The 25,313-nt window shown below is 69.0% G+C and carries 20 protein-coding genes; 12 read left to right on the forward strand and 8 right to left on the reverse strand.

The genetic code is table 11. From position 1 onward, the window contains the following. Window positions 1-15 precede the first annotated feature (15 nt). Window positions 16-1,590: a molybdopterin-dependent oxidoreductase gene (locus CGU34_RS16615; protein ID WP_051513914.1), complete on the reverse strand. Its 1,575-nt coding sequence runs from the start codon at window positions 1,588-1,590 to the stop codon at window positions 16-18. Between the two features lie 134 nt (window positions 1,591-1,724). Between CGU34_RS16615 and CGU34_RS16620 the strand changes: the two genes are divergently transcribed. The 3 genes from CGU34_RS16620 to CGU34_RS16630 all read left to right on the forward strand — a co-directional run bounded on the left by CGU34_RS16620 (window position 1,725) and on the right by CGU34_RS16630 (window position 5,255). Further along, window positions 1,725-3,416, forward strand: coding sequence for a circularly permuted type 2 ATP-grasp protein (locus tag CGU34_RS16620; RefSeq protein ID WP_100814735.1), 1,692 nt, complete (start codon window positions 1,725-1,727; stop codon window positions 3,414-3,416). Window positions 3,417-3,480: 64 nt separating this feature from the next. Further along, on the forward strand, window positions 3,481-4,413 hold the full coding sequence (locus CGU34_RS16625; RefSeq protein WP_036300707.1) for an alpha-E domain-containing protein: 933 nt from the start codon (window positions 3,481-3,483) through the stop codon (window positions 4,411-4,413). Beyond that, on the forward strand, window positions 4,410-5,255 hold the full coding sequence (locus CGU34_RS16630) for a transglutaminase family protein (protein ID WP_036300709.1): 846 nt from the start codon (window positions 4,410-4,412) through the stop codon (window positions 5,253-5,255). Before CGU34_RS16625 ends, CGU34_RS16630 begins: the two co-directional genes overlap by 4 nt. 87 nt (window positions 5,256-5,342) lie before the next feature. Here the strand turns inward: CGU34_RS16630 and CGU34_RS16635 are convergent, their stop codons facing one another. Both CGU34_RS16635 and CGU34_RS16640 read right to left on the reverse strand, forming a co-directional pair. Continuing rightward, window positions 5,343-6,629, reverse strand: a complete 1,287-nt coding sequence (locus CGU34_RS16635) for an MFS transporter (RefSeq protein ID WP_051513916.1) — start codon at window positions 6,627-6,629, stop codon at window positions 5,343-5,345. After that, complete coding sequence (locus tag CGU34_RS16640) at window positions 6,626-7,096, reverse strand: MarR family transcriptional regulator (RefSeq protein ID WP_100814736.1); 471 nt, start codon at window positions 7,094-7,096, stop codon at window positions 6,626-6,628. The genes CGU34_RS16635 and CGU34_RS16640 overlap by 4 nt, the downstream gene beginning before the upstream one ends. A gap of 89 nt (window positions 7,097-7,185) precedes the next feature. Between CGU34_RS16640 and CGU34_RS16645 the strand changes: the two genes are divergently transcribed. Genes CGU34_RS16645 through CGU34_RS16655 form a run of 3 tightly spaced genes read left to right on the forward strand, consistent with a single transcriptional unit; the run spans window position 7,186 to window position 10,052 of the window. Further along, window positions 7,186-8,046, forward strand: a complete 861-nt coding sequence (locus CGU34_RS16645; protein ID WP_100814737.1) for an alpha/beta fold hydrolase — start codon at window positions 7,186-7,188, stop codon at window positions 8,044-8,046. A gap of 9 nt (window positions 8,047-8,055) precedes the next feature. After that, window positions 8,056-9,105: a lipoyl protein ligase domain-containing protein gene (locus CGU34_RS16650; protein ID WP_100814738.1), complete on the forward strand. Its 1,050-nt coding sequence runs from the start codon at window positions 8,056-8,058 to the stop codon at window positions 9,103-9,105. Continuing rightward, window positions 9,084-10,052: a DNA-methyltransferase gene (locus tag CGU34_RS16655; RefSeq protein WP_370651871.1), complete on the forward strand. Its 969-nt coding sequence runs from the start codon at window positions 9,084-9,086 to the stop codon at window positions 10,050-10,052. Before CGU34_RS16650 ends, CGU34_RS16655 begins: the two co-directional genes overlap by 22 nt. Here CGU34_RS16655 and CGU34_RS16660 read toward each other — a convergent pair. Continuing rightward, the gene (locus CGU34_RS16660; RefSeq protein WP_100814739.1) at window positions 10,025-11,533 is read right to left on the reverse strand and encodes a carboxylesterase/lipase family protein; all 1,509 of its coding nucleotides are present in this window, start codon (window positions 11,531-11,533) and stop codon (window positions 10,025-10,027) included. The two genes, CGU34_RS16655 and CGU34_RS16660, sit on opposite strands and share 28 nt — an antisense overlap. Continuing rightward, window positions 11,530-12,150: a TetR/AcrR family transcriptional regulator gene (locus tag CGU34_RS16665; protein ID WP_100814740.1), complete on the reverse strand. Its 621-nt coding sequence runs from the start codon at window positions 12,148-12,150 to the stop codon at window positions 11,530-11,532. The genes CGU34_RS16660 and CGU34_RS16665 overlap by 4 nt, the downstream gene beginning before the upstream one ends. Window positions 12,151-12,249: 99 nt before the next feature. Here CGU34_RS16665 and CGU34_RS16670 point away from each other — a divergent pair, with 99 nt between their 5' ends. Continuing rightward, complete coding sequence (locus CGU34_RS16670; RefSeq protein ID WP_100814741.1) at window positions 12,250-14,478, forward strand: glycoside hydrolase family 3 C-terminal domain-containing protein; 2,229 nt, start codon at window positions 12,250-12,252, stop codon at window positions 14,476-14,478. Window positions 14,479-14,622: 144 nt separating this feature from the next. Here the strand turns inward: CGU34_RS16670 and galK are convergent, their stop codons facing one another. Together galK and galT are read right to left on the reverse strand one after the other, a co-directional pair. After that, complete coding sequence (gene galK, locus CGU34_RS16675; protein WP_100814742.1) at window positions 14,623-15,768, reverse strand: galactokinase; 1,146 nt, start codon at window positions 15,766-15,768, stop codon at window positions 14,623-14,625. Beyond that, a complete protein-coding gene (gene galT / locus CGU34_RS16680) occupies window positions 15,765-16,916 on the reverse strand; it encodes a galactose-1-phosphate uridylyltransferase (RefSeq protein WP_100814743.1) in 1,152 nt (383 codons plus the stop codon). The genes galK and galT overlap by 4 nt, the downstream gene beginning before the upstream one ends. Before the next feature lie 54 nt (window positions 16,917-16,970). On the opposite strand from galT, the gene CGU34_RS16685 reads away from it, so the two are divergent. Continuing rightward, entirely contained in the window at window positions 16,971-17,963 is a 993-nt protein-coding gene (locus tag CGU34_RS16685; protein ID WP_100814744.1) for a LacI family DNA-binding transcriptional regulator, read from the forward strand. A 43-nt stretch (window positions 17,964-18,006) separates the two neighbouring features. Further along, on the forward strand, window positions 18,007-19,146 hold the full coding sequence (locus CGU34_RS16690; protein WP_100814745.1) for a glycerate kinase: 1,140 nt from the start codon (window positions 18,007-18,009) through the stop codon (window positions 19,144-19,146). Window positions 19,147-19,175: 29 nt separating this feature from the next. On the opposite strand, the gene pgm is transcribed toward CGU34_RS16690, so the two are convergent. Continuing rightward, window positions 19,176-20,816, reverse strand: a complete 1,641-nt coding sequence (gene pgm / locus CGU34_RS16695; RefSeq protein ID WP_100814746.1) for a phosphoglucomutase (alpha-D-glucose-1,6-bisphosphate-dependent) — start codon at window positions 20,814-20,816, stop codon at window positions 19,176-19,178. 92 nt (window positions 20,817-20,908) lie between these two features. Here pgm and CGU34_RS16700 point away from each other — a divergent pair, with 92 nt between their 5' ends. The 3 genes from CGU34_RS16700 (at window position 20,909) to CGU34_RS16710 (ending at window position 25,096) form a co-directional block, all read left to right on the forward strand. Continuing rightward, window positions 20,909-21,556 (forward strand): helix-turn-helix transcriptional regulator, encoded by a 648-nt coding sequence (locus CGU34_RS16700; RefSeq protein ID WP_100814747.1) that lies wholly within the window; start codon window positions 20,909-20,911, stop codon window positions 21,554-21,556. Beyond that, a complete protein-coding gene (locus tag CGU34_RS16705; RefSeq protein WP_100814748.1) occupies window positions 21,549-23,723 on the forward strand; it encodes an ATP-binding protein in 2,175 nt (724 codons plus the stop codon). Before CGU34_RS16700 ends, CGU34_RS16705 begins: the two co-directional genes overlap by 8 nt. 89 nt (window positions 23,724-23,812) lie before the next feature. Then, on the forward strand, window positions 23,813-25,096 hold the full coding sequence (locus CGU34_RS16710; RefSeq protein WP_157811361.1) for an HNH endonuclease signature motif containing protein: 1,284 nt from the start codon (window positions 23,813-23,815) through the stop codon (window positions 25,094-25,096). The last annotated feature ends 217 nt before the right edge of the window (window positions 25,097-25,313 follow it).

The raw sequence follows: 25,313 nt of genomic DNA on the forward strand, positions 1-25,313 counted from the left end.
CCGTCGCTTCGAGACTCAGCTCACGTTGATGCTCAGCTCGTCCCAGCCCGTCGCGCCATCGGGCACGACGCCCTGCACGTCGCTCGTCTGCGTTTCGCCGTCGACGTTCGTCGCGCGGCAGCGGATCGTGTGTTCTCCGGATGTCGCTGCCCACGGCAGACTCCACTGCACCCACGTGTCGTCCGAGATCGCGGTGGCAAGCGTCGCGTCCTGCCAGTCGCCGCCATCGATCTGGACCTCGACACCCGCGATACCGACGTGCTGCTGCCACGCGACCCCGGCGATAACCGTGTCACCGGCCGCGAGTACCGAGCCACTGCGGGGGACATCGATGCGCGACTGCAGCTTGATGGGGCCGAGTTCGGACCACCCGCGGTCGGTCCAGTACGCGGTCGCGTCGGCGAAGGTTGTGACCTCCATCTCAACGACCCACTTCGTCGCCGAGACGTAGCCGTAGAGGCCCGGGACGACCATCCGCACGGGGAAACCGTGCTCGGCGGGCAGGGGGTTGCCGTTCATCCCGACCGCGAGAATCGCGTTGCGGTCGTCGGTCAGTGCCTCGATCGGGCTGCTCGCCGTGAAACCGTCGACGGAGCGCGAGAGCACCATGTCGGCACCGGCCTGTGGGCGTGCGCGCTCAAGCAGGAGGCGGATCGGATAGCCAAGCCACAGGGCGTTTCCGATCAGGTCTCCGCCCACCTCGTTCGAGACACAGGTCAGCGTCGTGACGCTCTCTTCCAGGGGAAGCGCGAGCAGCTCGTCCCAGCCGATCGTCACCTCTTCTTCGACCATCCCGTGGATGCGCAGCGACCACTCGGCAGGGTCGACCTGTGGCACGATCAGCGCGGTGTCGATGCGGTAGAACTGGTCGTTCGGCGTGATGACGGGGGTGAGGCCCTCGATGTTCAGCTCGGCGCTCGTCGGCACCGGTGCCGCCGTGGTCGCCGGAGTCGGAAGACGGATGGCGTCACGAACGGCCGTCGAGGCACGGCTGCCCGAGCGCACCACGGTGGAACCGACGGCAGCAAAGCCTCCGATCACCGCGGCCCCGACGCTCCAGACAAGGAACCGGCGTCGGTCCGGATCGGCACCGTCCCGCACAGGAGTGCTCGGCGCATCCGTGCCCGCCGTACTCGCCGGGGTCCGCCACGGGAGCCGCCGGACGATCATGCCGAGCGCGATCGCGGCCGCCGCGGCCGAGATCACCGAGGGCAGCCACGAGATCCCCGTCGCGTTCGCCCGGGTCATGGCGGCCAGGACACCGAACGCGCCGAGAGCCAGAACGATGACGCGGCCCCAGGGCGGTCGTCGCGTGTCGATCAGACCCGCCGCGGCGGCGACGAGCGCGAGGACCACAGCGATGCCGGTGAGCAGCGCGATCTTGTCGAGGGTGCCGAAGAGAGCGATCGCCAGATCCTTGGCCCACGGTGGGGCGAGGTCGATCATGAGGGAGCCGATGCTCGCCGTTGGGCTGGCCGTGGGGGAGGTGATCGCCGCTGCCAACTCGCCGAGACCTGCCCCGAATGCGACGGCGGCGATGCCGGCCCAACCCGCCGAAACACGGCCCGGTTGCCGCTCGCTCTGCGTCATGGTCAGAGCCTACGTGCGCCCACTCCGCGGCGGGCGGGGCTGAGCAGTGCATTCGCTATGAGGCATCGCCGACCTGTGCGGGCCGCGCCGGGACTGAAACATCGCGGCAACACGGCCCGGACTAGGCTCAGGGCATGGGTGACCTTTTCGACGGCTACGGCTCGACTCTTGCGCCGCGGAAGACAGCCGGAGGCCTTCCCGCCTACGACGAGATGTTCGGCGGGCCGGAGCATCCGGGAGCCCTCGCAGAGTCTCGCCAGGCGTACCGCGAGCTCTATCAGGCTCTCGCGCGGATGACTCAGGAAGAGCTGCGCGGACGCACCGACTCCCTCGCGAGCTCGTATCTGGCGCAGGGCGTGACGTTCGACTTCGCGGGCGAGGAGCGACCGTTCCCCCTGGATGCCGTTCCGCGCATCATCGACTTCGACGAGTGGTCGCATGTCGAAGCGGGAATCAAGCAGCGCGTCCGTGCTCTCGAGGCGTTCCTGGACGACGCCTACGGTCGGCAGAACTGCGTCCGCGACGGGGTCATCCCGGCTCAGCTGATCGCCTCGTCACAGTACTTCTATCGCCAGGCCCACGACATCCATGCCGCCAACGGCGTACGCATCCAGGTCTCGGGAATCGATCTGATCCGCGACGAGCACGGCCAGATGCGTGTGCTCGAAGACAACGTCCGTGTACCGAGCGGTGTCAGCTACGTCATCTCGAACCGCCGGGTCATGGCACAGACGCTGCCGGAGCTGTTCGTCTCGATGCGGGTCCGACCGGTCGGCGACTACCCGAACAAGCTGCTCGCTGCGCTCCGGGCATCCGCCCCGCCCGGAATCGACGAGCCGAACGTCGTCGTCCTCACCCCCGGCGTCTACAACTCGGCGTACTTCGAGCACACGCTGCTCGCCCGGCTGATGGGTGTGGAGCTCGTCGAAGGCCGAGACTTGCTGTGCGCCGGCGGCAAGGTCTTCATGCGGACGACCCGGGGTCCGCGTCGGGTCGATGTCATCTACCGCCGCGTCGACGACGACTTCCTCGACCCCCTGCAGTTCCGGGCCGACTCGATGCTCGGCTCCCCCGGCCTCATGCTCGCCGCGCGGCTCGGCAACGTCACGATCGCGAACGCCGTCGGCAACGGCGTCGCCGACGACAAGCTGCTCTACACCTACACACCCGACCTGATCCGCTATTACCTCTCGGAAGAGCCGATCCTGCCGATCGTCGACACGTGGCGCCTCGAAGACCCGGGCGCGCTCGAAGAGGTGCTCGATCGACTGCCCGAGCTGGTTGTGAAGCCCGTGGACGGGTCGGGCGGCAAGGGCTTGGTCGTGGGGCCGGATGCCTCGCGCGCCGAACTCGATCAGCTCCGCAAGCGCCTCATCGCCGACCCCCGCGGCTGGATCGCGCAGCCCGTGATGATGCTGTCGACCATCCCCACGCTGGTCGAGGACGGGATGCGTCCGCGTCACGCCGACCTGCGGCCCTTCGCGGTCAACGACGGCGACGACATCTGGGTGCTGCCCGGCGGGCTGACCCGCGTGGCGCTGCCCGAGGGTGAACTCGTCGTCAACTCGAGCCAGGGCGGCGGATCGAAGGACACCTGGATCGTCGGCGGCTCCGCCCCGACCCACATCGAATATGGCCAGGGACACGGCATGGCCGGACTGGTCGCCGACCAGGCATCCACCATCACCGAGTCGATCTCGATCATCTACGCCGAGGACGGCGACGAGGAGCAGTCCGAGGTCACGCATTCGCCGCAGGATCGCCCGCGCAACCGCTCCGAACAGCAGGAACAGCAGCAGCAGAGCGGGGAGGAAGCGCCATGCTGAGCCGCATCGCCGCACTTCGACACGCGCCCTGCGGGCGCTGCTCAGTGACCGGAAAGGACGGCTCATGCTGAGCCGCATCGCCGAGAGCCTGTTCTGGATCGGCCGCTACATCGAGCGCAGTGACGGAACCGCGCGCATCCTCGACGTCCACCTGCAGCTCCTGCTCGAAGACCCCTGGATCGACGAAGAGACGGCCTGCCGCGCCATGCTCACGGTCATGGGTTCGACGGCGCCGGCAGCCGCCGAGAGCGTCCGCCGCGAAGACGTGCTTTCGCGACTCGCCGTCGACCGCATGAACCCCGCGAGCATCGCCTATTCGCTCACCGCGGCTCGGGAGAACGCCCGTCGTGCCCGCGAGATCGTCTCGACCGAGCTCTGGGAGGTTCTGAACACCACGAGCGCCCGGATGCCTCGCCGCCTGCAGACCGACAAGGTGCACGAGTTCTTCCAGTGGGTGCGCGAGCGCGCGGCCCTCGCGACCGGTATCGTCGACTCGTCGACCAGCCGAGACGAGTCGTGGCAGTTCTTCACGCTCGGGCGGAGCATCGAGCGCGCCGACATGACGGCACGTCTGCTCGCGACGCGGTCTCTGACCGAGGCGTCCGGTCCGTCGTGGACGACGATCCTGCGATCGTGCGGCGCCTACGAGGCGTATCTGCGGACGTACCGCGGCATGCCGAGTGCGAAGAACGCCGCCGAATTCCTTCTGCTCGACCGCCTGTTCCCGCGGTCGATCATCTACTCCATCCAGCGTGCCGAGGACTGCATGAGCGCCATCGACCCCCGCGAAGATCGCGTCGGCCACTCCAACACGGTGCTGCGGGCGCTCGGGCAGATCCGTAACGACCTCGAATACCGGCCCATCGGCGAGATCCTCGGAGAACTGCCGCGGCACATGGATCGGGTGCAGCGCGTCACACGGGAGGCGTCCGAGGCGATCCGCGCCCGGTTCTTCCCGACGCAGGCGGAGCCGAGCTGGATCGGAGAGATCTCGTGAAGCGCCTGAGGATCGAGCACGCGACCGGCTTCTCATACAAGGGGGATGTCTCGGCGTCGTACAACGAGGCTCGGATGCTTCCCGGCACCACGGATAGCCAGTTCGTGCTGAGCTCGTCGCTCGATATCGAGCCCTCGACATCCGTCAACACCTACGTCGACTACTTCGGCACCCGGGTGAGCGCCTTCGACGTGCTCTCGCCCCATGCCGACCTGCAGATCACCGCTCGCAGCCTCGTCGAGGTCCGCCCGCGGCCCATCGAGCACAGTGGCATCACGTGGGAGCGGCTCGCGGTCGAGGCGGCTCGATCGATCGAAACGGTCGAGCAGCTGACCCAGACGAACCGCACGATGCCCCATCCGGATGTCGCCGAGATCGCTCGGACCATCGCCTCCCAGCACGATGACCCGGGCCGAGCGGCACACGACATCGTCGTCGCGATCGGCGACGCGGTGGAGTACATGTCCGGCGTGACCGGGGTGCACTCGACGGGCGCCGAGGCGTGGGAGGCCCGCAAGGGCGTCTGTCAGGACATGGCGCACATCGCTCTCGGGGCGCTGCGCTCCGTCGGGATCCCCGCGCGGTACGTGTCGGGATACCTGCACCCGAAGCCCGACGCTGCGGTCGGTGTCGCCGTCACGGGCGAATCTCACGCCTGGGTGGAGTGGTTCGCCGGCGAGTGGCAGGGGTTCGACCCCACCAACAACATCGAGATCGGCGACCGTCACGTGCTCGTCGGGCGTGGCCGCGACTACAACGACGTACCGCCGCTGCGCGGTGTGTACGCGGGACCGTTCAAGAGCCAGCTGTTCGTGCGCGTCACGATCACCCGCGAAGCCTGATCCAAGGCCTCGGGCCTCCGACTTGCGTCCTGTGGTCGTTATCCGAGCCGAATTTCGACCATAAGATGCAATTCGCGCGTCGGCGGGTCAGGCCCGGGTCGGGTTCGCGTCCGTGACGACCGAAATGGGACGCGTGTGGTCGAGCGACAGGCCGAACCGGCGCGTGCGGTGGCGGTGCAGACGGCCCGAGGCCAGCAGCCAGGTCACCCCGATGATGAACGCCGTCAGACCTGCGGCGGAGCCGACGAGGATGGCCGCGCGCGGGCCGAGTTCGGCCGCGACCCAGCCGACGATCGGTGCGCCGATGGGTGTGCCGCCCATGATGACCGCGAGGTAGAGGGCCATGACGCGCCCGCGCAGGCTCGGTTCGGTCGTCGTCTGCACGTAGCCATTGGCCGTCGTCAGCATCGTCACGATCGACAGGCCCACCAGGATCTGGGTCGCGGCGTACGTCCAGTACGTGGGCATCAGGACGGATGTCGCGGATGCCAGGGCGAATCCGATGGTCGCCAGCACGATGACCCGGAGGCGTGCCCGGTCGCGCCGGGCGGCGAGCAGCGCGCCGGCCACAGAACCGATCGCGAGGATCGACGAGAGAAGACCGAAGCCGTCGGCTCCCTGACCGAACTCGAGCGCCATGGTGGACGCGAAGATCGGGAAGTTCATGCCGAACGCGCCCACGAGGAAGACCATCACGAACACGACGATCAGATCGGGCCGGCCGCGCACGTAGCGGAAGCCGTCGGCGATTCGCGATCCGGCGCGCGATACGGCGCGGGGCACGAGTTCGCCCTGGCGGATCAGCAGGAGGGCGATCACGGTCGCGAGGAAGGTGACCGCGTTGACGAGGAACACCCATCCCGTGCCGACCGCGACGATCATCAGTCCGGCCACGGCGGGGCCGATCAGGCGGGCGCCATTGAACGAGGCCGCGTTCAGGGCGACGGCGTTCGAGGTGTTCTCGCGCGAGACCAGGTCGGTCACGAACGTTTGACGTGCGGGATTGTCGAAGGCCATGACGACGCCGAGCGCGAGCGCGAAGGCGTACATCAGGGGCAGGGTCATGGCGCCGACGAGGAGTAAGACTCCCAGCGCGATGGCGAGCAGCAACAGGATGCTCTGGGTGAGCATGAGCAGCCGCCTCCGCTCGAACCGGTCGGCCACCCATCCCGTCACGCTCACGAGCAGCAGGGGTGGTCCGAACTGCAGAGCCATCGTGATGCCGACGGCGGTGGCGTCGTTGTCGGTCAACTGTGTCAGGACGACCCAGTTCTGGGCAGTCGACTGCATCCACGCCCCGACATTGGAGACGAGTGCGCCGATGAACCAGACCCGGTAGTTGAAGATCGAAAAAGATCGGAACATCGCGCTCATCGTTCGGATATCCGTGCCAGCAGCGCTGCGGCCTGCGCGAGTGTCTCCCGTTCGGCGGGCGTGAATTCCGAGAGGGTCGCCTCGAGCCAGGCGTCACGCAGACGCGCGGTTTCGGTGATGACATCGTGCCCGGCATCGCTGAGGGCGATATTGACCTTGCGGCGGTCGTCCTCGTCGGGCGTGCGTGTGACGTATCCCCACTCTTCCAGGCAGTTGACCGTGCGATTCATGGATGGGGCGGACACCCGTTCGCGCTCAGCGAGTTCGCCCAACGTGTGCGGACCCTTCATGCGCAACCAGCCGAGCACAGCGATCTGTCCGTCGCTCATCGTGTCGACCGCGCGCTCCGCCCGGAGGCGGCGCGAGAAGCGCATCACGGACATGCGTAGCGCGGAGGCCTCTTCGTAGAGGCCGGGCGACGTCGTGGTGAGGTCGTCACGGGGGGCGGCGGAATCGGTGGTGGCCATTTCAATAGTTAGCCTAGCTCATTACCCATGCTAACGATATCGAGGAACGGCTCGAGTGGCCGGCGAGGGCCCCCGGTAGAGTCGGGCGCATGCCGGAGTTCATCGACGCGCACGGCGTCGCGATCGTCTATGACGTCCATCCCGCGACCACCGCCCCGCGCGCCGTCGTCCAACTGCTCCACGGAGTGGGCGAACATGCGGGTCGATACGGCACCCTGATCGCTCAGCTCACCGCCAACGGGTACATCGTGTACGCCGACGATCACCGCGGCCACGGCCGCACGGGGATTCGTCAGCACGGGGACCCCGCTCGGCTCGGTCGGCTCGGGCGCGGGGGAATGCCCGCGACCGTCGCAGCGCTCAGGCAGTTCACCGAGCTGATCCGCGCCGAGAACCCCGATCTTCCCCTCGTGCTGCTGGGCCACTCGTGGGGCTCCTTCCTCGCCCAGATCCTCGTGAACGACGACCCCGAGGCATACGACGCCGTTGTGCTCACGGGCACCGCCCTGCGGTGGCCGGGGTCGCTCAACGCCGGTGCGCTCAACGCACCCTGGAAGGGACCGGATGCGACGGGGCGCGAGTGGCTGTCGTCGGATCCCGCGGTCGGTGCCGCGTTCGGAGAGGACCCTCTGACGACGGACCGACCGCTGCTGGCGCTGTTCGGCCCGATCGATGCCGCCCGCCTGTTCGGTCGCCCCGCGCGAGGGCTTCGCGAACGTCGGACGGCTGACCTGCCCGTGCTGATCATGGTGGGACGTGAGGACACGGTGGGCGGCGCCGCATCCGCTCATCGCCTGGCACGTGCCTATCGTGACCGCAGCGGCCTCGACGACATCACGACGCTCATCTACCCCGGTGCCCGGCACGAGGTGTTCAACGAGGTGCAACAGGCCGATGTCCGAGCCGACCTGCTGGCCTGGCTCGAGAAGCGCTTTCCCGTTCGCGCCTAGTCTGGAGCCATGCACGGCGAATACAAGGTTCCGGGCGGCAAGCTCGTCGTCGTCGACCTCGAGGTGCGCGATGGCCTGATCTCGGACTTCCACCTGGCCGGTGACTTCTTCCTCGAGCCGGACACGGCCCTCGAAGCGATCGACGCTGCCGTGCGAGGGCTACCCGATACGGCGGATGTCACGACGATCGCAAAGGCGGTGCGCGCGGCTCTCCCGCCCGAGACGCAGATGCTCGGCTTCACGCCCGAGTCCGTCGGCACGGCGGTGCGGCGGGCGCTCGTGACGGCTCCCGGTTGGAGCGACTTCGACTGGGAGGTCGTGCACGAGCCGGCCGTTTCACCGCGCATGAACCTCGCGCTCGATGAGGTGCTCACGGCGCGTGTCGGCGACGGGCGGCGGCGACCGACCCTGCGCATCTGGGAATGGGACGAATCCGCGGTCGTGATCGGATCGTTCCAGTCGTTGCGCAATGAGGTCGACCCCGAAGGAGCAGCCCGGCACGGCTTCGACGTCGTCCGTCGGATCTCGGGCGGCGGGGCGATGATGATGGCCGCGGGCCAGATCATCACGTACTCCCTCTACGTTCCGGCGGCTCTCGTCTCGGGCATGACGTTCGCCGACTCGTATGCGTTCCTCGACGACTGGGTGCTGCAGGCGCTTCGCTCGCTCGGCATCGAGGCGACCTACCAGCCGCTGAACGACATCGCGAGCCCCACGGGCAAGATCGGCGGGGCGGCCCAGAAACGTCTCGCGAATGGCGGGGTGCTGCACCACGCGACGCTCAGCTACGACATCGACGGCCAGATGATGACCGAGGTGCTGCGCATCGGTCGCGAGAAGTTGAGCGACAAGGGTACGGTATCTGCCGCGAAGCGGGTCGACCCGCTTCGTCGGCAGACCGGGCTCGCCCGCGACGTCGTGATCGAGCGTTTCATCGAAACTTTCACGCGCCTCTACGGTGCCGAGCCCGGGCATATCACGGCCGAGGAATATACCGAGGCTGAGGAACTCGTCGAGTCCAAGTTCGCGACCGACGCCTGGCTGCGCCGGGTGCCGTGACCGACGCGGCGCCGGACGCGGTCGTCGTCGACGCGGAGCCCGGAGCATCCGTCGTCGTCGTCGAGGGCGACAACCTCGCGGCGATGGCAGCGATGCCGGATGCCTCGTACGCACTCGTCTATCTCGACCCGCCGTTCAACACGGGTCGGGTACAGGGCCGAGCGGTTCACACGTCCCGTCCCCTCGTGACCGAGAACCCCGCTGGGCCGCAGCCCATCGAGGGAGGCGGTGTGGCAAGCACCGCCCCGGTCTTCCGCGGTTTTCACGGCCGCGACTACGAGCGGGTCGTCGGGCTTCTTCGCTCGTACGACGATCGCTTCACCGACTACTGGGACTTCCTGGCGCCGCGCCTCGCCGAGGCCTGGCGTCTTCTGGCGGCGGACGGCACGCTGTACCTCCACCTCGACTACCGCGAGTCGCACTACGCCAAGGTCGCGCTCGATGCGCTCTTCGGGCGGGACTGCTTCTTGAACGAGATCATCTGGGCGTACGACTACGGGGCGAAATCGCGCAGCCGATGGCCGACCAAGCACGACACGATCCTCGTCTACGTCAAGGATCCGTCGAACTACGTCTTCGATTCCGACGCCGTCGACCGCGAGCCGTACATGGCGCCGGGACTCGTCACCCCCGAGAAGGTGGCGCGTGGGAAGCTTCCGACGGATGTCTGGTGGCACACGATCGTGCCCACCACCGGTCGCGAGAAGACCGGCTATCCGACGCAGAAGCCCGAGGGGATCCTGCGGCGCATCATCTCGGCATCGACGCGGGTGGGGGATGCCGTGCTCGATCCCTTCGCGGGCAGCGGCACGACGGGCGCGGTCGCCGGTGGGCTGGGGCGGCGTGCGGTGCTGATCGATCACAACCCCGACGCCATCGAGGTGATGGCGAGACGGATGCCGGGGGCCGAGATCCGGCGTCAGCCGAGCGCGATCACCGAGGCGTAGGCGTCCGAGACGACGTCGGGAGATGAGCTTCCGACGTCGAACACCCGCGCGGCGCCGCGTCTGCCGTTGGATGTTGCTGCCCACCCGGGTTCCCCGTCGCGCATGAATTCCACCGCGGCTCCGTGGATCGAATCGGCGAGTGCGCGCGGGGGAGCGTCCCCGGCGATGGCGCTCACCCGCGGTGCATCCAGTACGTCGAAGAGGAAGGGCACATCGAGGCAGTGCAGGGCGATGCCGTGGGTCGGCGAGACCCACGAGAGTCGGTACAGCCAGGTGCGGGCGGTCGGCGCATCCGTGCTCCCCGCTGCGATGGCTCGGGCGTCGGCGACGCGCGCCACGCCCGCGCGGAACGTGTGGTCGGTCACGTACCGGCCCACCAGCCGCCCGGCCCCCCGTTTGCGAACCGCACGATTGCCTTTCAGGTAGCCCGAGGCAACCCGCCGGCTCGCGCCGAGAGCTCGCAGGGCGAGGCGCGCCGGGACGAACCGCAAGATCTTCGAACCCATCGTGATCATGGTGAACTCGTCGTCGTTCGCGCCGATGACGAGTGGCTTATCGGCGCCGACTCCCGTGCGGAGGGATTCGAGCGTCGGTCGGGGAATCAGGTCGCCGTCGACGACCGGGCCGAAGCCGACACCGTCGCGCAGCAGGCCGCGGGCGACGGCGAGCCCCTTCGCGTCCGGCTCTTGCGTGGCGCGTTCCTGGGCGTCGACGATCACCTCGGGGTCGACCGTGGCGAAGCCCTCTCGGTCGGGCGCAACACCGAGGTGCTCGGCGAGGCGAGCACCGATCGCGCGAGCACGATCCACCGCGATGTCGCCGAGGGCGGGGGAGGAGCACCAGACCTGGTGGAACAAATGTTGTGCCGACGGCATCCCGAGCAACGTCAGGACGGCACCGCCACCCGCCGACTGCCCGGCGATCGTGACACGGTCGGGGTCGCCGCCGAAGAAGCCGATGTTCGCACGTATCCACTCCAGGGCCGCGAGCCAGTCGCGCACGGCGCGGTTCTGCGGTGCTCCGTCGATCCATCCGAAGCCGTCGAAACCGAGCCGGTACGAGAGCGTGACCGTCACGACCCCGTCGCGGGCGAATGCCGCACCGTCGAACCAGGGGCTGGCAGGCGAACCGGTCGTGTACCCGCCGCCGTGAATCCAGACCCACACCGGCAGGCGCGAGCCGGGATCGGCTGCCGGGGTGAAGACGTTGACGTTCAAGGTGGCATCGCCCGGGACGGGCGGTTCGGGAATCAGGGTCGTGTCGGCGAAGTCGTGCCGCAGGGGAGTGGGGCCGTAGGCGGATGCATCACGCACCCCGGCCCAGGGGCGGGGAGCTGCGGGGGCGGCGAAGCGCAGGTCGCCGACGGGCGGTTCGGCGAACGGGATACCGAGGTAGGCCTCGCCGGTGCCGCCGGCCGTGCTGTGACGAATGCCACGCACGGCTCCCTGCAGCGTGCGTGCTTCGGGGGCGGCCGGGCTCATCGCGTGGTCTCCTGTCGGGGGTCGAGGGCGCCGAGGAGGGCGTCGATCGTTCCCGCCATGTCGAGGTTCGGATCGAGCAGCCAGTGCGTCTGCAGACCGTCGGCGAGAGCGTGCACGACCGTCGCGAGGGTGGCAGCCGGGATGGTATCGACGATCCGCCCCTCGGCCTGGAGAGTCGTGATCGCCGGGATCAGGAGCTCCCCGAGGTAGCGCTGACGGTCGAGGAAGAACTCGTGCGCCGGATGCTCGGGCGCTGCTGCGTCGACCGAGATGTGCGCGAACAGCTGCACCAGGCCCGGTACATCCGCGTTGTGCCGAACGATCTCGAGGAAGGATGCCAGCACTGCTTCGGCAGCATCACCGGGTGCCCCCTCGCTCTCCGGCCGGGGCGCATGCGCCGCGTGGTCGACCTCGTCGCGCTTGCGGAGGATCGCGGTGTACAGCTCTTCCTTGCTGTCGAAGTAGTGCAGCAGTCCCGCTTGACTCAGGCCAGCGGCGTCCGCCAGCTCTCGAACCGACGTGCGGCGCAGGCCTTCGCGAGCGATCACGTCGAGCGCTGTCGTGAGGATCTCTTCGCGTTTGGCAACGCCCTTCGCGTAGGAGCCTCGTCGATTCATGGGTAGAGCGTAGACCGGATGCCTCTTGCCAATAAAAACCGAGCGGCATACGCTTTTGATGACGCATGAAGTTCGCACGCCATCCACGAGGGAGTGAACATGTCCGATTCCGTCACCCAGCCATCCGTCGCCGACCTGACTCTCGAAGAGAAGGCGTCGCTCACGAGCGGGGCGGATTTCTGGACCACCACGGCCATCGATCGTGCCGGCGTACCCAGCATCATGATGACCGACGGGCCGCACGGCCTGCGCAAACAGGCCGACGGCAACGATCATGTCGGCCTCGCGAACAGCGTGCCCGCGACCTGCTTCCCGCCCGCCGTCGGGCTCAGCGCGACCTTCGATCCCGAGCTCGCGGTACGGGTCGGCGAAGCGTTGGGTGTCGAATCCGCCATCGAGAATGTCGCCGTCATTCTCGGCCCCGGCATCAATATCAAGCGCTCGCCGCTCTGCGGCCGCAACTTCGAGTACATGTCCGAAGACCCGATCGTCTCGGGTGTGATGGGTGGCGCGCTCGTCCGCGGCATCCAGACGCGCGGGGTCGGGGCGTCGCTCAAGCACTTCGCCGCGAACAACCAAGAGACCGACCGTCTGCGCGTCTCGAGCGATGTCGACCCGCGCCCGCTGCGCGAGATCTACCTCCGCGGGTTCCAGATCGCCATCGAGGGCGCACAGCCGTGGACGGTGATGTGCTCGTACAACCGCATCAACGGGGTCTATGCGTCCGAGGACCCGTGGCTGCTGACGAGCGTCCTCCGCGACGAGTGGGGATTCGAGGGGCTCGTGGTCTCGGACTGGGGTGCCGTCAACGATCGCGTCGCCGGAGTCATCGCGGGACTCGATCTCGAGATGCCCTCGAGCGGCGGAGCAACCGACGCGCAACTCGTCGCGGCCGTGCGGGACGGATCGCTCGACGAGGCCGCGCTCGATATCGTTACGCGCCGCGTGCTCGACCTGGTGCAGAAGGCCGGTCGGCGGCCCGCTATCGACGGTCACCTCGACATCGATGCGCATCATGCGTTGGCCCGCGAGGTCGCCGGACGGGCGATCGTGCTGCTGAAGAACGATGACCGCGTGCTGCCGCTCGCCGCCGAGCAGAAGGTCGCTGTCATCGGTGCCTTCGCCGAGACGCCGCGCTTCCAGGGCGCCGGGTCATCGCTCATCAACCCCACCCGGCTCGACAGTGCCCGGGATGGCTTCGCCGAATACGCGGCTGAGGGCGCCGTGACGTACGCGGCGGGCTTCGCCCTCGATGGTTCGGGTGATGCCGACGTGCTCCGCGCCGAGGCTGTTGCCGCGGCATCCGCGTCGGAGGTCGCCGTCGTCTTTCTCGGTCTTCCCGCGTCTGCTGAGTCGGAGGGCTTCGACCGCGAGCACATCGATCTGCCGGCGGATCAGCTCGCACTGCTCGACGCCGTCCTGGTGGCGAACCCGCGCACGGTCGTCGTTCTGTCGAACGGCGGGGTCGTGGCGTTGCCCTTCGCCGACCGGGTTCCCGCGATCATCGAAGGATGGCTGCTCGGTCAGGCCGGCGGCTCGGCCACGGCGGACGTGCTCTACGGCGCGGTGAACCCGTCGGGGCGCCTCGCCGAGACCATCCCGGTGCGGCTCGAGCACAACCCCTCGTACGGCAACTTCCCGGGCGAGCACGGTCACGTGCGCTACGGCGAGGGCTTGTTCGTCGGGTACCGCTGGTACGACGAGCGCGGCCTCGACGTGACGTTCCCCTTCGGGCACGGCCTGTCGTACACGACGTTCGCCTACGGCGACGCCCACGCATCCGTTCGCTCCGACGGCGACATGGCTGTGCGTATCGCCGTGACCAACACGGGTGAGCGGGCGGGGCGCGAGCTGGTTCAGGTCTATACGGCACTGCCGGGATCGGCCGTGCAGCGGGCGCCGCGCGAGCTCAAGGCCTTCCAGAGCGTCGCACTCGAGGCGGGCGAGACGCGTGAGGTCGAGCTGATCGTGCGGCGCGATGACCTGGCGTACTGGGATGTGCGCGTGGACCGCTGGGTCGTCGAGGGGGGCGAGTACGAGGTGCACGTCGGTGCCTCGAGTCGCGACATCCGTTCGGTTGCTTCGGCCGAGGTCGCGGGGGACGAACTCGTTCTCCCGGCCTCGCTCAACTCATCCATCACCGAGCTTCTGGCGCACCCCGTGCTGGGTGAGCGGATGCGTGCGCTCGTCGCCGCCGCGTTCGGGCCGGGAGCGGAGTCCGAGGGAGCGCTTCAGGTTCTCGGATCGTTCCCGATCGGTCGGCTCGCCGCCTTCCCCAATGTGCCCGCGACGCGGGACGAGATCGAGCGGATGATCGCTCAGGCCTGACCCGCGGGGGTCAGCCACAGTCGCCGAAACACCCCGCGTGCGCCGAAACACCCCACGACACGGGGTTTTTCGCGGCACACGGGGTGTTTCGCGGGATGTGGCGGGGCGACCGGCGCGCCGGTCGGGCGGAGCGGATGCCGAAGGTCAGGCGTCGCGACCGGCCCCACGAGAGGGTGTCACCGTGAAGATGTGCGGTGCGGCGTAGCCGCGCTCCGCGAAAGCGGAGGTCGCGGCATCCGTCACCGCACCGACGAGGTCGTCGGCCACGAGGGCGATCGCGGCGCCGCCGAACCCGCCGCCCGTCATCCGCGCGCCGACCGCACCGGCCGCGAGTGCGGCATCGACCGCGGTATCGAGTTCGGGTGTCGAGATTTCGAAGTCGTCGCGCATCGAGGCGTGCGAGGCGACGAGCAGGTCGCCGATCGCGTGGGGTCCGCTTTCGCGCAGGGCCCGCACGGTGTCGAGCACGCGATAGTTCTCGGTGACGATGTGACGGACGCGCCGGAATGTGACGTCGTCGAGCAGCGCCTGGGCCCGAGGGAGGTCGTCGAGCGTCAGATCGCGCAGCGCGGGCACACCCATCGAGGCCGCGCCCAGCTCGCACGACGCGCGCCGCTCGCCGTAGCCGCCGGTCGCGTGCGAGTGCTTGACCCCTGTGTCGATGACGAGCAACCGGAGACCCGCCGCGTCGAACCCGAGGTCGATGCTCTCGGTCGCGAGCGTCCGGCAATCCAGGAACGTTGCGGCGTCGGCGCGCCCGAGCATCGAGGCGACCTGGTCCATGATGCCCGTGGGGGCGCCGACCGCATCGTTCTCGGCCGTCCGGCCGATCTTCGCGAGCTCGAGCGGAGAGAGGCCCAGGGCCCAGAGATCATTCAGCGCACTCGCGGTCGCACCCTCGATCGCGGCCGACGACGACAGGCCCGCCCCGATCGGCACGTCTGACGAGAATGCGAGGTCGAGGCCCGGGAGTTCGCGCGCATCGATGCCGGTCGCCCGGAGCGCGGCCCAGGCGACCCCGAGCGGATAAGCGGCCCACTCCGGGATGCCGTGGTCCGGGTGGTCGAAGAGCGACGGCAGGTCGTCGAGTGCCGCCTCGACCGGCGTCGGATCGAACGTCGACGTCACGCGGATGATGCCGTCATCGCGGCGGGACGCTTTTGCGCGGGTGCGGTACTCGATGGCGAACGGCAGGACGAAGCCCTCGTTGTAGTCCGTGTGCTCGCCGATCAGGTTGGCGCGCCCCGGGGCCGACCAGACGCCGGAGTCGCTCGCAGGTGTGGGGATCATCGCTCGATTGCCTCTCGGATGCGGGCGGCGGCGTCCTCGGGGGCGATGTCACCGATCCATGCGCCCATCGCCGCCTCGGAACCCGCGAGGTACTTCAATTTGTCCGCCGCGCGCCGCGGGGAGGTGAGCTGCAGGTGCAGACGCACGGTGTCGCGCCCGGTGTGAACGGGCGCCTGGTGCCAGGCCGCAATGTACGGAGTCGGGGTTTCGTAGAGGCGGTCCACACCGCGCAAGAGGCGCAGATAGACATCCGCCAACTCGTCGCGCTCTTCCGGGCTCGTGGCGGCGAAGTCGGGTACGTGCCGTTTCGGTGCGAGATGGATCTCGACGGGCCAGCGTGCCGCGAACGGCACATACGCGATCCAGCGGTCCGATTCGAGGACGACACGGGGTCCCGCGGTCTCGAACGCGATGATCCGCTCGAACAGATCGGGCCCCTCGCGATCGATGGATGCGAGCAGGGTCGATGTGCGGGGGGTGATGTAGGGGTACGCGTAAATCTGACCGTGAGGGTGGTGCAGCGTCACGCCGATCTCTTCGCCGCGGTTCTCGAACGGGAAGACCTGCTGGATGCCGGGAAGTGCCGAGAGCGCCGCGGTGCGATCTGCCCACGTCTCGATCACGGTGCGGGCGCGCGTCGTCGTCTGCGTGCCGAAGGATCCCTCGTGTTCGGGGCTGAAGCACACCACCTCGCAGCGACCGACGGACGAGCGGGTGCGGCCGAGTCCGGGGGCGACGAGGTCTGCCAGACCGTGTGGGGGATCGTCGGCGCGGGGGGCCGTGTCGGTGGGTTCGGCGAGTCCGGGTCCGAACGACGGCGACTTGTTCTCGAAGACCGCGACGTCGTACAGGGACGGGATCTCGGAGGGATTGGTGGGGGTTTGCGGCGAAAGCGGATCGAGGTGCGCGGGTGGCAGGAAGGCCCGGTTCTGTCGCGCGGCGGCGACCGAGATCCAATCGCCGGTCAACGCATCGCGGCGCATGGTCGCCGTGGCGGGGCGCTCGCCGAGGGCGCGGGAATCGATGGCGCGCTCGGAGCCGAGCGTGGTGCCCGGGTCGTCGTAGTAGAAGAGTTCGCGGCCGTCCGCGAGGAGGGTGGCGCGGCGGACGATCCCGCCCGAGAGGGGCAGGGCGTCGTCAGGGAGCATGTTCACGATAACACGCTATATTCCAGGGCTGATATCGTCAACATCGGAGGCACAATGGCGAATTCGCAGCGACCGTCGATGGCCGATGTCGCGGCTCTCGCCGGGGTCTCGGCTCAAACGGTGTCGCGGGTCGTGAACGCGAGCCCGCGCGTCGACCCCGAGACGCGCCACCGCGTCGAGGCGGCGCTGGCCCGATCCGGGTATCGCGTCCACCGCGCCGCCCGCGCCTTGCGAACGGGTCGGACCGGCATCATCGGTGCCGTGGTTTCCACCCTCGCCACGGTCGGCAACTCGCTCATGCTGCAGTCGGTCGTCGACGAAGCATCCGTCCGCGGATACTCGGTCGTCATCGCCCGGATCGGCACGGACGGACCCGCCGAGGCGTTCGAGCGGCTGCGCGAGCAGGGGGTAGACGGTGCGATCGTGGTGAACGAGGCATCCGCCCTGCTCCGGGACGTAGCGTTGCCCGACGAGTTGCGCCTCGTCGTCGTCGATTCGCCGCCCGACCCGCGCTACGCCGGAATCGAGACGGCGCACGCCGACGGTTCCGCCGCGGCGACACGTCACCTCCTCGAACTCGGCCACCGCACGATTGCGCACATCGCCGGGCCCGACTCTTCGTATGCCGCCGCCGAGCGCGAGCGTGGCTGGCGCGAAACGCTCACGGCCGCGGGGTGCGCCCCCGGCCCTCTGGTGCGGGCGCAGTGGACCTCGGCATCGGGATTCGAGGCGGGGGGATCGCTCATGGATGTCGGCACGGCGACCGCTGTCGTCGTCGCCAACGATCAGATGGCGCTGGGGGTGCTGCGCGCGGCGACCGAACGCGGCATCCGGGTGCCCGAGCGGCTCAGCGTGGTCGGGTTCGATGACGTCGACGACGCCGCGAACTACAGCCCCGCGCTCACGACCGTCCACCAGCCCTTCGATGAGCTCGGACGCCGTGCCGTGGCTGCCGTCCTGGGCGATGCCGAGCCGGGCTCGCGCGAGGTCGTGGCCGCGCCCCTCGTCGTGCGCGCCAGTACGGGAGCGATCAGCGCACGCGCGTGAGTTCCAACAGCGTCGCAAGTGACCGCCGCGAGAGAATGGGCAGATGCCCCGGATCGTGATGGCGCCCGACAGCTTCAAGGGCACGCTGACCGCGACGGATGCTGCGAACGCCCTGGCCGACGGTTGGCGCTCGGTACGCCCGGGCGACGAGATCGTGTTGGCGCCGATGGCCGATGGTGGCGAGGGGACGCTCGACGCCCTGGCGGCGGCCGTCGCCCGCGCGGTGCGTGTGCCGGTCACGGTGCATGGCCACGATGGAACCCCTATCGAGGCCATGTGGCTGCAACTGCCTGCACCGGACGGTGCGGGAGACGGTGCTGCGGGCGGTGTGGGCGTCGTCGAGCTCGCGCAGACCGCGGGCATCGAGCTCCTCGGCGGCCGGCTCTCTCCGTGGACGGCGTCCACGCGCGGGTTCGGCGTCGCGATAGCGGACGCGCTCGCGGCCGGGATCTCACGTCTCGTGCTCGCGATCGGCTCCAGTGCGTCGACGGACGGCGGGGTCGGTGTGCTGCGGGCCCTGGGAGCCCGCTTCACGGACTCTGCGGGTGCCTCGATCGGCGACGGCGTCGCGGGGTTGGAGCACCTCGTCGCGGTCGACCTCGAAGGGCTCGCCGAACTTCCGCCGGGCGGCGTCCGGGTGCTCACCGACGTGACGAACCCCCTGCTCGGTCCCCAGGGGGCGGCGTCGGTGTTCGGGCCGCAGAAGGGCTTGGATGCGGAGGGCGTCGTCCGCGCCGACGTGGCGCTCGCGCGGTTGGCGAGCCTGGTGCCGAGCTTCGACCCCGCAACCCCGGGTGCGGGTGCCGCCGGAGGCACGGGTTGGGCGTTGGGTGCGTGGGGCGCTGAGCTGGTCGCCGGGGCGCCCGAGATCGCGGCGCTCACGGGCTTGGCCGACCGGGTCGCGTCCGCTCAGCTCGTGATCACGGGCGAAGGGTCGTACGACCCGCAGTCCGCGGCGGGCAAGGTCCCGGCTTACGTAGCCTCACTCGCGCACGGCCGCACGGCCCTCGTCGCGGGCCGTATCGACCCGGACGCCGATACATCGTCGTTTGCGGCATCCGTCTCTCTCGCCGACCTGGCGGGTTCTCTCGAAAGCGCGATCAAGGATCCTGCCGTCTGGCTCCGCGCCTCGGGGGCCCACCTCGCGCGGGAACTCGGCCCCCGGCTCGCGGACGACACCTGACTCAGTACGTCGAGCTCGAGCGCTGGACGTCAGTCGCCGAGGGCTGCCGCGACGACCGCGCGGGCCTCTTCTTGCACCTCTGCGAGGTGCCCGGGCCCTCGGAGTGACTCCGCGTAGAGCTTGTAGACGTCTTCCGTGCCGGACGGGCGTGCGGCGAACCACGCGTGCTCCGTCTGCACCTTCAGCCCGCCGATCGCCGCACCGTTGCCGGGAGCGTGCGAGAGCTTCGCCGTGATCGGCTCTCCCGCGAGTTCGGTCGCCGAGACGTCGTCGGGGAACAGCTTCGCGAGCGTCGCCTTCTGCGCGGGCGTCGCGGGCGCGTCCACCCGCTGGTAGGCGGATGCGCCGAATTCGGCTTCGAGTTCGGCATACCGCGCCGACGGGGTCTTGCCGGTGACGGCGAGGATCTCGGCGGCGAGCAGGGCGAGCAGGATCCCGTCCTTGTCGGTCGTCCACACTGAGCCATCCGTCCGCAGGAACGAGGCGCCGGCGGACTCCTCGCCACCGAAGGCGACCGAGCCGTCGAGCAGCCCGGGCACGAACCACTTGAAGCCGACCGGCACTTCGAGCAGGCGACGACCGAGCGATTCGGTGACCCGGTCGATGATCATCGATGACACGAGGGTCTTGCCGACGGCCGCTTCGGCCGACCAGCCGGGTCGGTGCGAGAAGAGGTAGTCGATCGCGACGGCGAGGTAATGGTTGGGGTTCATCAGGCCGGCGTCGGGCGTGACGATTCCGTGGCGGTCGGCATCCGCATCGTTGCCGGTCAGGATGTCGTACTCGTGGCGGCGGGCGACGAGCGATGCCATCGCGTTCGGTGAGGAGGGATCCATGCGGATCTTCTCGTCCCAGTCGAGGGTCATGAATTTCCACGTCGGGTCGACATCGGGGTTCACGACCGTGAGGTCGATCCCGTAGACCTCGGCGATCAGAGCCCAATACTCCACCGACGCCCCGCCGAGGGGGTCGGCGCCGATGCGGACGCCCGCGTTCTTGATCGCATCGATGTCGATGATGTTCGCGAGGTCCCGTACGTAGGCGTCACGGAAGTCGTAGCGTCCGAGCCCGTCGATGTCGATGTCGGCGTGGCGGACGCGCGCGACCCCTTCGAGGCCGGCCGTGATCAGCGCGTTGGCGCGGTCCGCGATCCAGGACGTCGCGTCGGTGTCTGCCGGACCGCCGTGCGGCGGGTTGTACTTGAAGCCGCCGTCGCGCGGCGGGTTGTGGCTCGGCGTGACGACGATGCCGTCCGACCGACCCGCGTCATCCGCCGCAAGCGCGCGGTTGTAGGCGAGGATCGCGTGGCTGAGGGCCGGCGTCGGCACCCAGGAGTCGCGCGAATCGACCCGCACATCGACGCCGTTTGCGACGAGAACCTCGATCGCCGTCCGCTCGGCGGGCAGCGAGAGCCCGTGCGTGTCGCGGCCGAGGAAGAGGGGGCCCGCGATGCCTTGAGACGTGCGGTAGTCGACGATCGCCTGGGTCGTGGCGAGGATGTGGTCTTCGTTGAAGCTCGTCGACAACGATGAGCCTCGGTGGCCGCTCGTGCCGAACGCGACGCGTTGTTCCGGGACGGAGACATCCGGCTTCAGGTCGTAATAGGCGGCGATCAACGCATCGACGTCGATCAGATCGGATGCTTCGGCTGGCTGTCCTGCGCGGCTCATCGTCCTAGTCTGCCTCGCCCGAGTGGCCGACGGCACCCTGCGGCGGATGTGGATATGGTTCGAGGACGTACGGTGCGACGAAAGTGGAGCTGATGGCGGACCAGACGCGGGTCGCGATCGTCGACGACCACGAGCTCGTGGCGATGGCGGTGCGCGGAATCATCGACGACACCCCGGGGCTGGTGTTCGCCCGGCACGAGATGTCTATGGCCGCGATGGTCCGGCGTGGGCGAGACGCAGACCTCGTCGTGCTGGACCTGAGTCTGGGCGATGACACCACGCCCGCCGAAAACGTCGACGCCGCCGCACAGTGGGGAGCGTCGGTCCTGATCCTGACGGCCGCCGAAAACCCCTACCTCGTCCGTGAGGCGTCTCGGACCGATGCCCTCGGTATCGTGCGCAAGTCCGCTCCGCCTCGCGTGATCGCCGACGCGCTCCTCGCTGCGGCGAGGGACGAGTACGTGCCCACGACGGAATGGGCATCCGCGCTCGACACTGACCCGCTGTTGCACGCCGCCCCGCTCACCGCTCGCGAGCGCGAGGTGCTCGGACTGTACGCCGTAGGCATGGGTGCGAAGGAAGTCGGGGCCGCGCTCTTCGTGAGCGAAAACACCGTGAACGACCACCTGCGTCGCATCCGGACGATCTACCACCAGCTCGGTCGCCCCGCAGCGACGAAGGTCGAGCTTTACCAACGCAGCCTCGAAGACGGGTTCCTGCCGGCTCCGCGCAGTGGCTGATCCGCCCTCCGTGGTGCACAACGATGCTGTGTCGCACCCCGCCGAAGTATCGACGCTTCGCCTTCTACTCATCGGCGTGGCCGTCTCTGTGGCCGTGTCGGTCATCGTGACGCTCGCCGTCGCGGACGCGCGCGGCCGTGTGCCGGTGCCGGGTTGGTTCAGCATCCTGCTCGCGGCGGCCTTCGCGGCGCTCGTGGCGGTGGGCGCCGCCGCACCCTGGCTCCGTGCTCGCGCGCTGAGGCGCGGCGCAGCGGTCGGGGTCATTCTGTTCTTCGCAGCCCTTGTGCTGTTTGCGCCCGCCAGCGGTGCACTCGGCGGAACTGCATCGAGTGGCACCCTGCCCTGGGCGTTGACGTCGTTCGGCGGCATCGTCGTGGCCGCGGTCGTCGTCGGCGGTGCTCGGCTCGGTTGGTCGTTGATCGTCGCGTGGATCGTCATCGTGGCGTCATTTCGGGCGATTCTCGGCGGCTACTCGCTCATCGGCCTCGCAAACGACGCGCAGGCCCTGACAACCGCCGCGACCCTGTGTGTGATCGCTGTCCACGCTCTAAGGGCGAGCCGCGAACTCGACGCCGCGTCTTCCCGCGCCGAAGCCGTTCGTGCCGAGCAGGGTGCGGCCCACGGTCGCCTCGCGGCGCGTGCGCGGGTCGCAGCCTTCGTGCACGATGAGGTGCTCGCGGCGCTTCGCGGTGCCGCGGACGCCGCGCCCGAGCAGGCGGACGCCGTGCGAGCCCAGGCCCAGCGAGCCACAGCCGTGGTCGGCGCGGACCGAGGGGCGAGCGACTGGGTGGAGAAGCTTCGCGCGATGGCGGATGCCGCGGGTGCCGAGCTGCGGATCGTCCGCCTTCCGCGCGCTGTTGTGCCGAGCGCTCTGGCCGTCGAGGCTCTTCTGATCGCGGCGCGTCAGGCGCTCGACAACAGTGTCCGGCATGCCGGCCCGTGCGATCGTCGGGTCCTTCTCAAGATTGATGAATCCGGAGTATCGCTCGTCGTCGTCGACGATGGCGTCGGCTTCTCGCCGGGTTCCGTGCCGCCGGGGCGCCTGGGTATTGCCGTCAGCATCGAGGGCGCGATGCGCGACGTGGCCGGCGGAACCGCCCGCGTGACGGCGAGCCCCGGTCGCGGCACGAAGGTTGAACTTCGATGGGCTGACACCCCGCATATCGAGGCAGACTTCGTGGAACGGCCGCCGCTGCCGTCCCGTCGTGGCGCCCGGGCGGACGTGGTCGTCGCTGTGTCCCTTTTCGTCGTCGCCCAGTCGCTCGTCGCGGGGGTGGCGTCGGTTTTGGGTCCCGGCAGCGGCGCGGTGCCGTTGCTTGTGCTCGCGGGCATCCTCGTTTCTGCCGCTTTGACCATTCCCGCACCGCCCATTCGGGGGCCGTTGTCCCTCCGGCAGCGCGCAGTGATCGCGGTCGTCCTCGTGTGCGTCACTGTTCTCGTCGGGTTGCTCGGAACGCCGGCACCGTTGACCTACGGGAGTGCCTGGTTCGTGCCCGCCGCCGGGTTCGTGCTCGTTGCGGTGGCGCTCAACGCGCGTCCGGTGTTGGCGATCTCCGGGCTCACGCTGCTGCTGGTCATGCTCGTTGTGGATGCCGTCGTGCGCGGAGGCGACCCGGTGCAGCTCGTCAGCATCGTTGTGCGGACGGCGACGATCGTGGGCCTCGGAACGCTCCTGTCGGTCGCGATCGTGCGCATGCGTCGGTCGACGCGCGACTATGCCCGGCGCGCGGTGCGGACCGTGGAGCAGCGGGAGTGGGATGCGGCCGCTCGCCGGGAACTGGAGGAGCACACGGCGGCGCTGGACGAACTCGCCGGTCCCTTCCTTCTGCGTGTTGCCGCGGGAGAAGAGCTCGATGCCGCGGATCGCGCTCACGCGCGCGCTATCGAGGGACGTCTGCGGGACGGCTATCGCGCGGGGCGGCTGTTGCACGAGCCGCTCATCGAGGCGGCGATGCGCGCCCGCACGCGCGGTGTCGACGTCGTGCTGCTCGACGACTCGGGCGAGGGAGGAATCGAGCCGGCGCTTACCGTCGAGATCGCCGACTGGATGACGGAGCGGCTGGACGCGGCTGACGAGCGCTTCGTGGGTCGATTGCTCCCGCCCGGGCGCCCGTTTGCCGCTCAGGTTGTCGTCGACGGACGCGCGCTGACGTCGTCGGGTAGGTGAGCAAACTCTCATCTTTTCGGCGCGATTAGGGCCTGATTTCGGGGGTTTTCGGGGTTCGGATGTCGGTGGCAGTCCGTAGAGTTTCGAACATGCATTCGAATTGTGATGACGTCGAGACGACGGGGGTGGACGCGATCGCGCGCGAGCTCGCCGGGGAGGGCATCGAAGTCTGGCGTGCGAATGCGCGTACCGAAGCCGCGATGGCGCGATTGTTCGCGAAAGCCGCGCACGTGGGTGCGCGCCGGGTTGCGGAACTCGCCTCTCCCTCGTCCCGCGAGGCTGAGTTGCCGTTTCGTGCTTTGGCGGCAGAGCTCGGTGCGGCGATGAACATGTCCGACCGCACCGTGCAACGCCGCATGAACGACGCCGCCGTACTTGATGAGGCGTTCGCGGCCACGTTCGAGGCGTGGGAAGAGGGAAGGATCGCCGGTGGCCATGTCGCGGTGATCATGGAACACGGGCTACCTCTGAGGGATGTCGAGGCGCGGGCGGAGTTCGAACGCGAGGCGCTGGTGCGAGCCGAGGGAACGACGCCCGGGCGGCTCGGGGCGTCGTTGGCGCGGTTGGCGGAGTCTTTGCAGCCGCGGCCCTTGGCGGAGCGCCATAAGGAGGCTCGTGCGGCGCGGGGTGCGTGCGTGCGCGACATCGGAGACGGCATGGCGGAGTTCATCTCCACCCAACCCGCCGTGCTCGCCCACGCAATGCACGACCGGATCACGCAACAAGCCCAGGCGTTGAAGAACGCGGACCCGACGGACACGCGGACTCTGGATCAGATCCGGGCCGACCTGGTGGCGGACATGCTGCTCACCTCGGCGCCCTCCGTGGAAACCGGTGCCGGAATGACGGACGGGGTCGGTGGTCTCGGGGCGATCCGGGGGATCGTGAACGTCACCGTGCCTGCCCTCGCACTCGCCGGGGTGACCGATGAGCCCGCAGAGCTGGTCGGGAGGTGCCCTATCGACCCAGACACGGCCCGCGCCCTCGCCGGGCATGCCCCCAGCTGGGATCGGGTTCTCGCGGACCCCATCACCGGGTGTGTTCTCGCCGTCGACCGCTACACCCCGTCCGCGGATATGAAACGGTTCCTGCGGGCGCGGGATCAGCACTGCCGGTTCCCCGGGTGCCGGCAACCCGCACACCGGTGCGACCGCGATCACACCCTCGACTACGCCCTCGGCGGCGAAACCAGCGTCTGCAACTTGGCTTGTCTCTGCAAACGACACCACACCCTGAAAGGCGAAACAGCCTGGACCGTCCGCCAAGTCGGCGGCGGAATCCTCGAATGGACCTCCCCAGGCGGTCACGTCTATATCGACAAGCCACCGCCGGCGATTTACTTCACGCCGAACACGGATCCGCCCCCATTCTGAGACACCCCGCTGCGGTCACTGAGCTTGTCGAAGTGACCTGCTGTGCCGTGTTTTGTCGACACGGGAGCTCCGGTGCGACCTTCGACAGGCTCAGGGACCGATGAACGCTCCTCCGCGGTGCCCAGAACCACTGGTTTCGGTGGCCGGAAGCCGCATATGACGCAGACGCCCGGGCCTACCGTGAGCAAAGTCCCCGCATTCTGCACTTTTCCTCTCC

The sequence above is a fragment of the Microbacterium lacus genome (genome assembly GCF_002812805.1).
GTDB lineage: Bacteria > Actinomycetota > Actinomycetes > Actinomycetales > Microbacteriaceae > Microbacterium > Microbacterium lacus_A.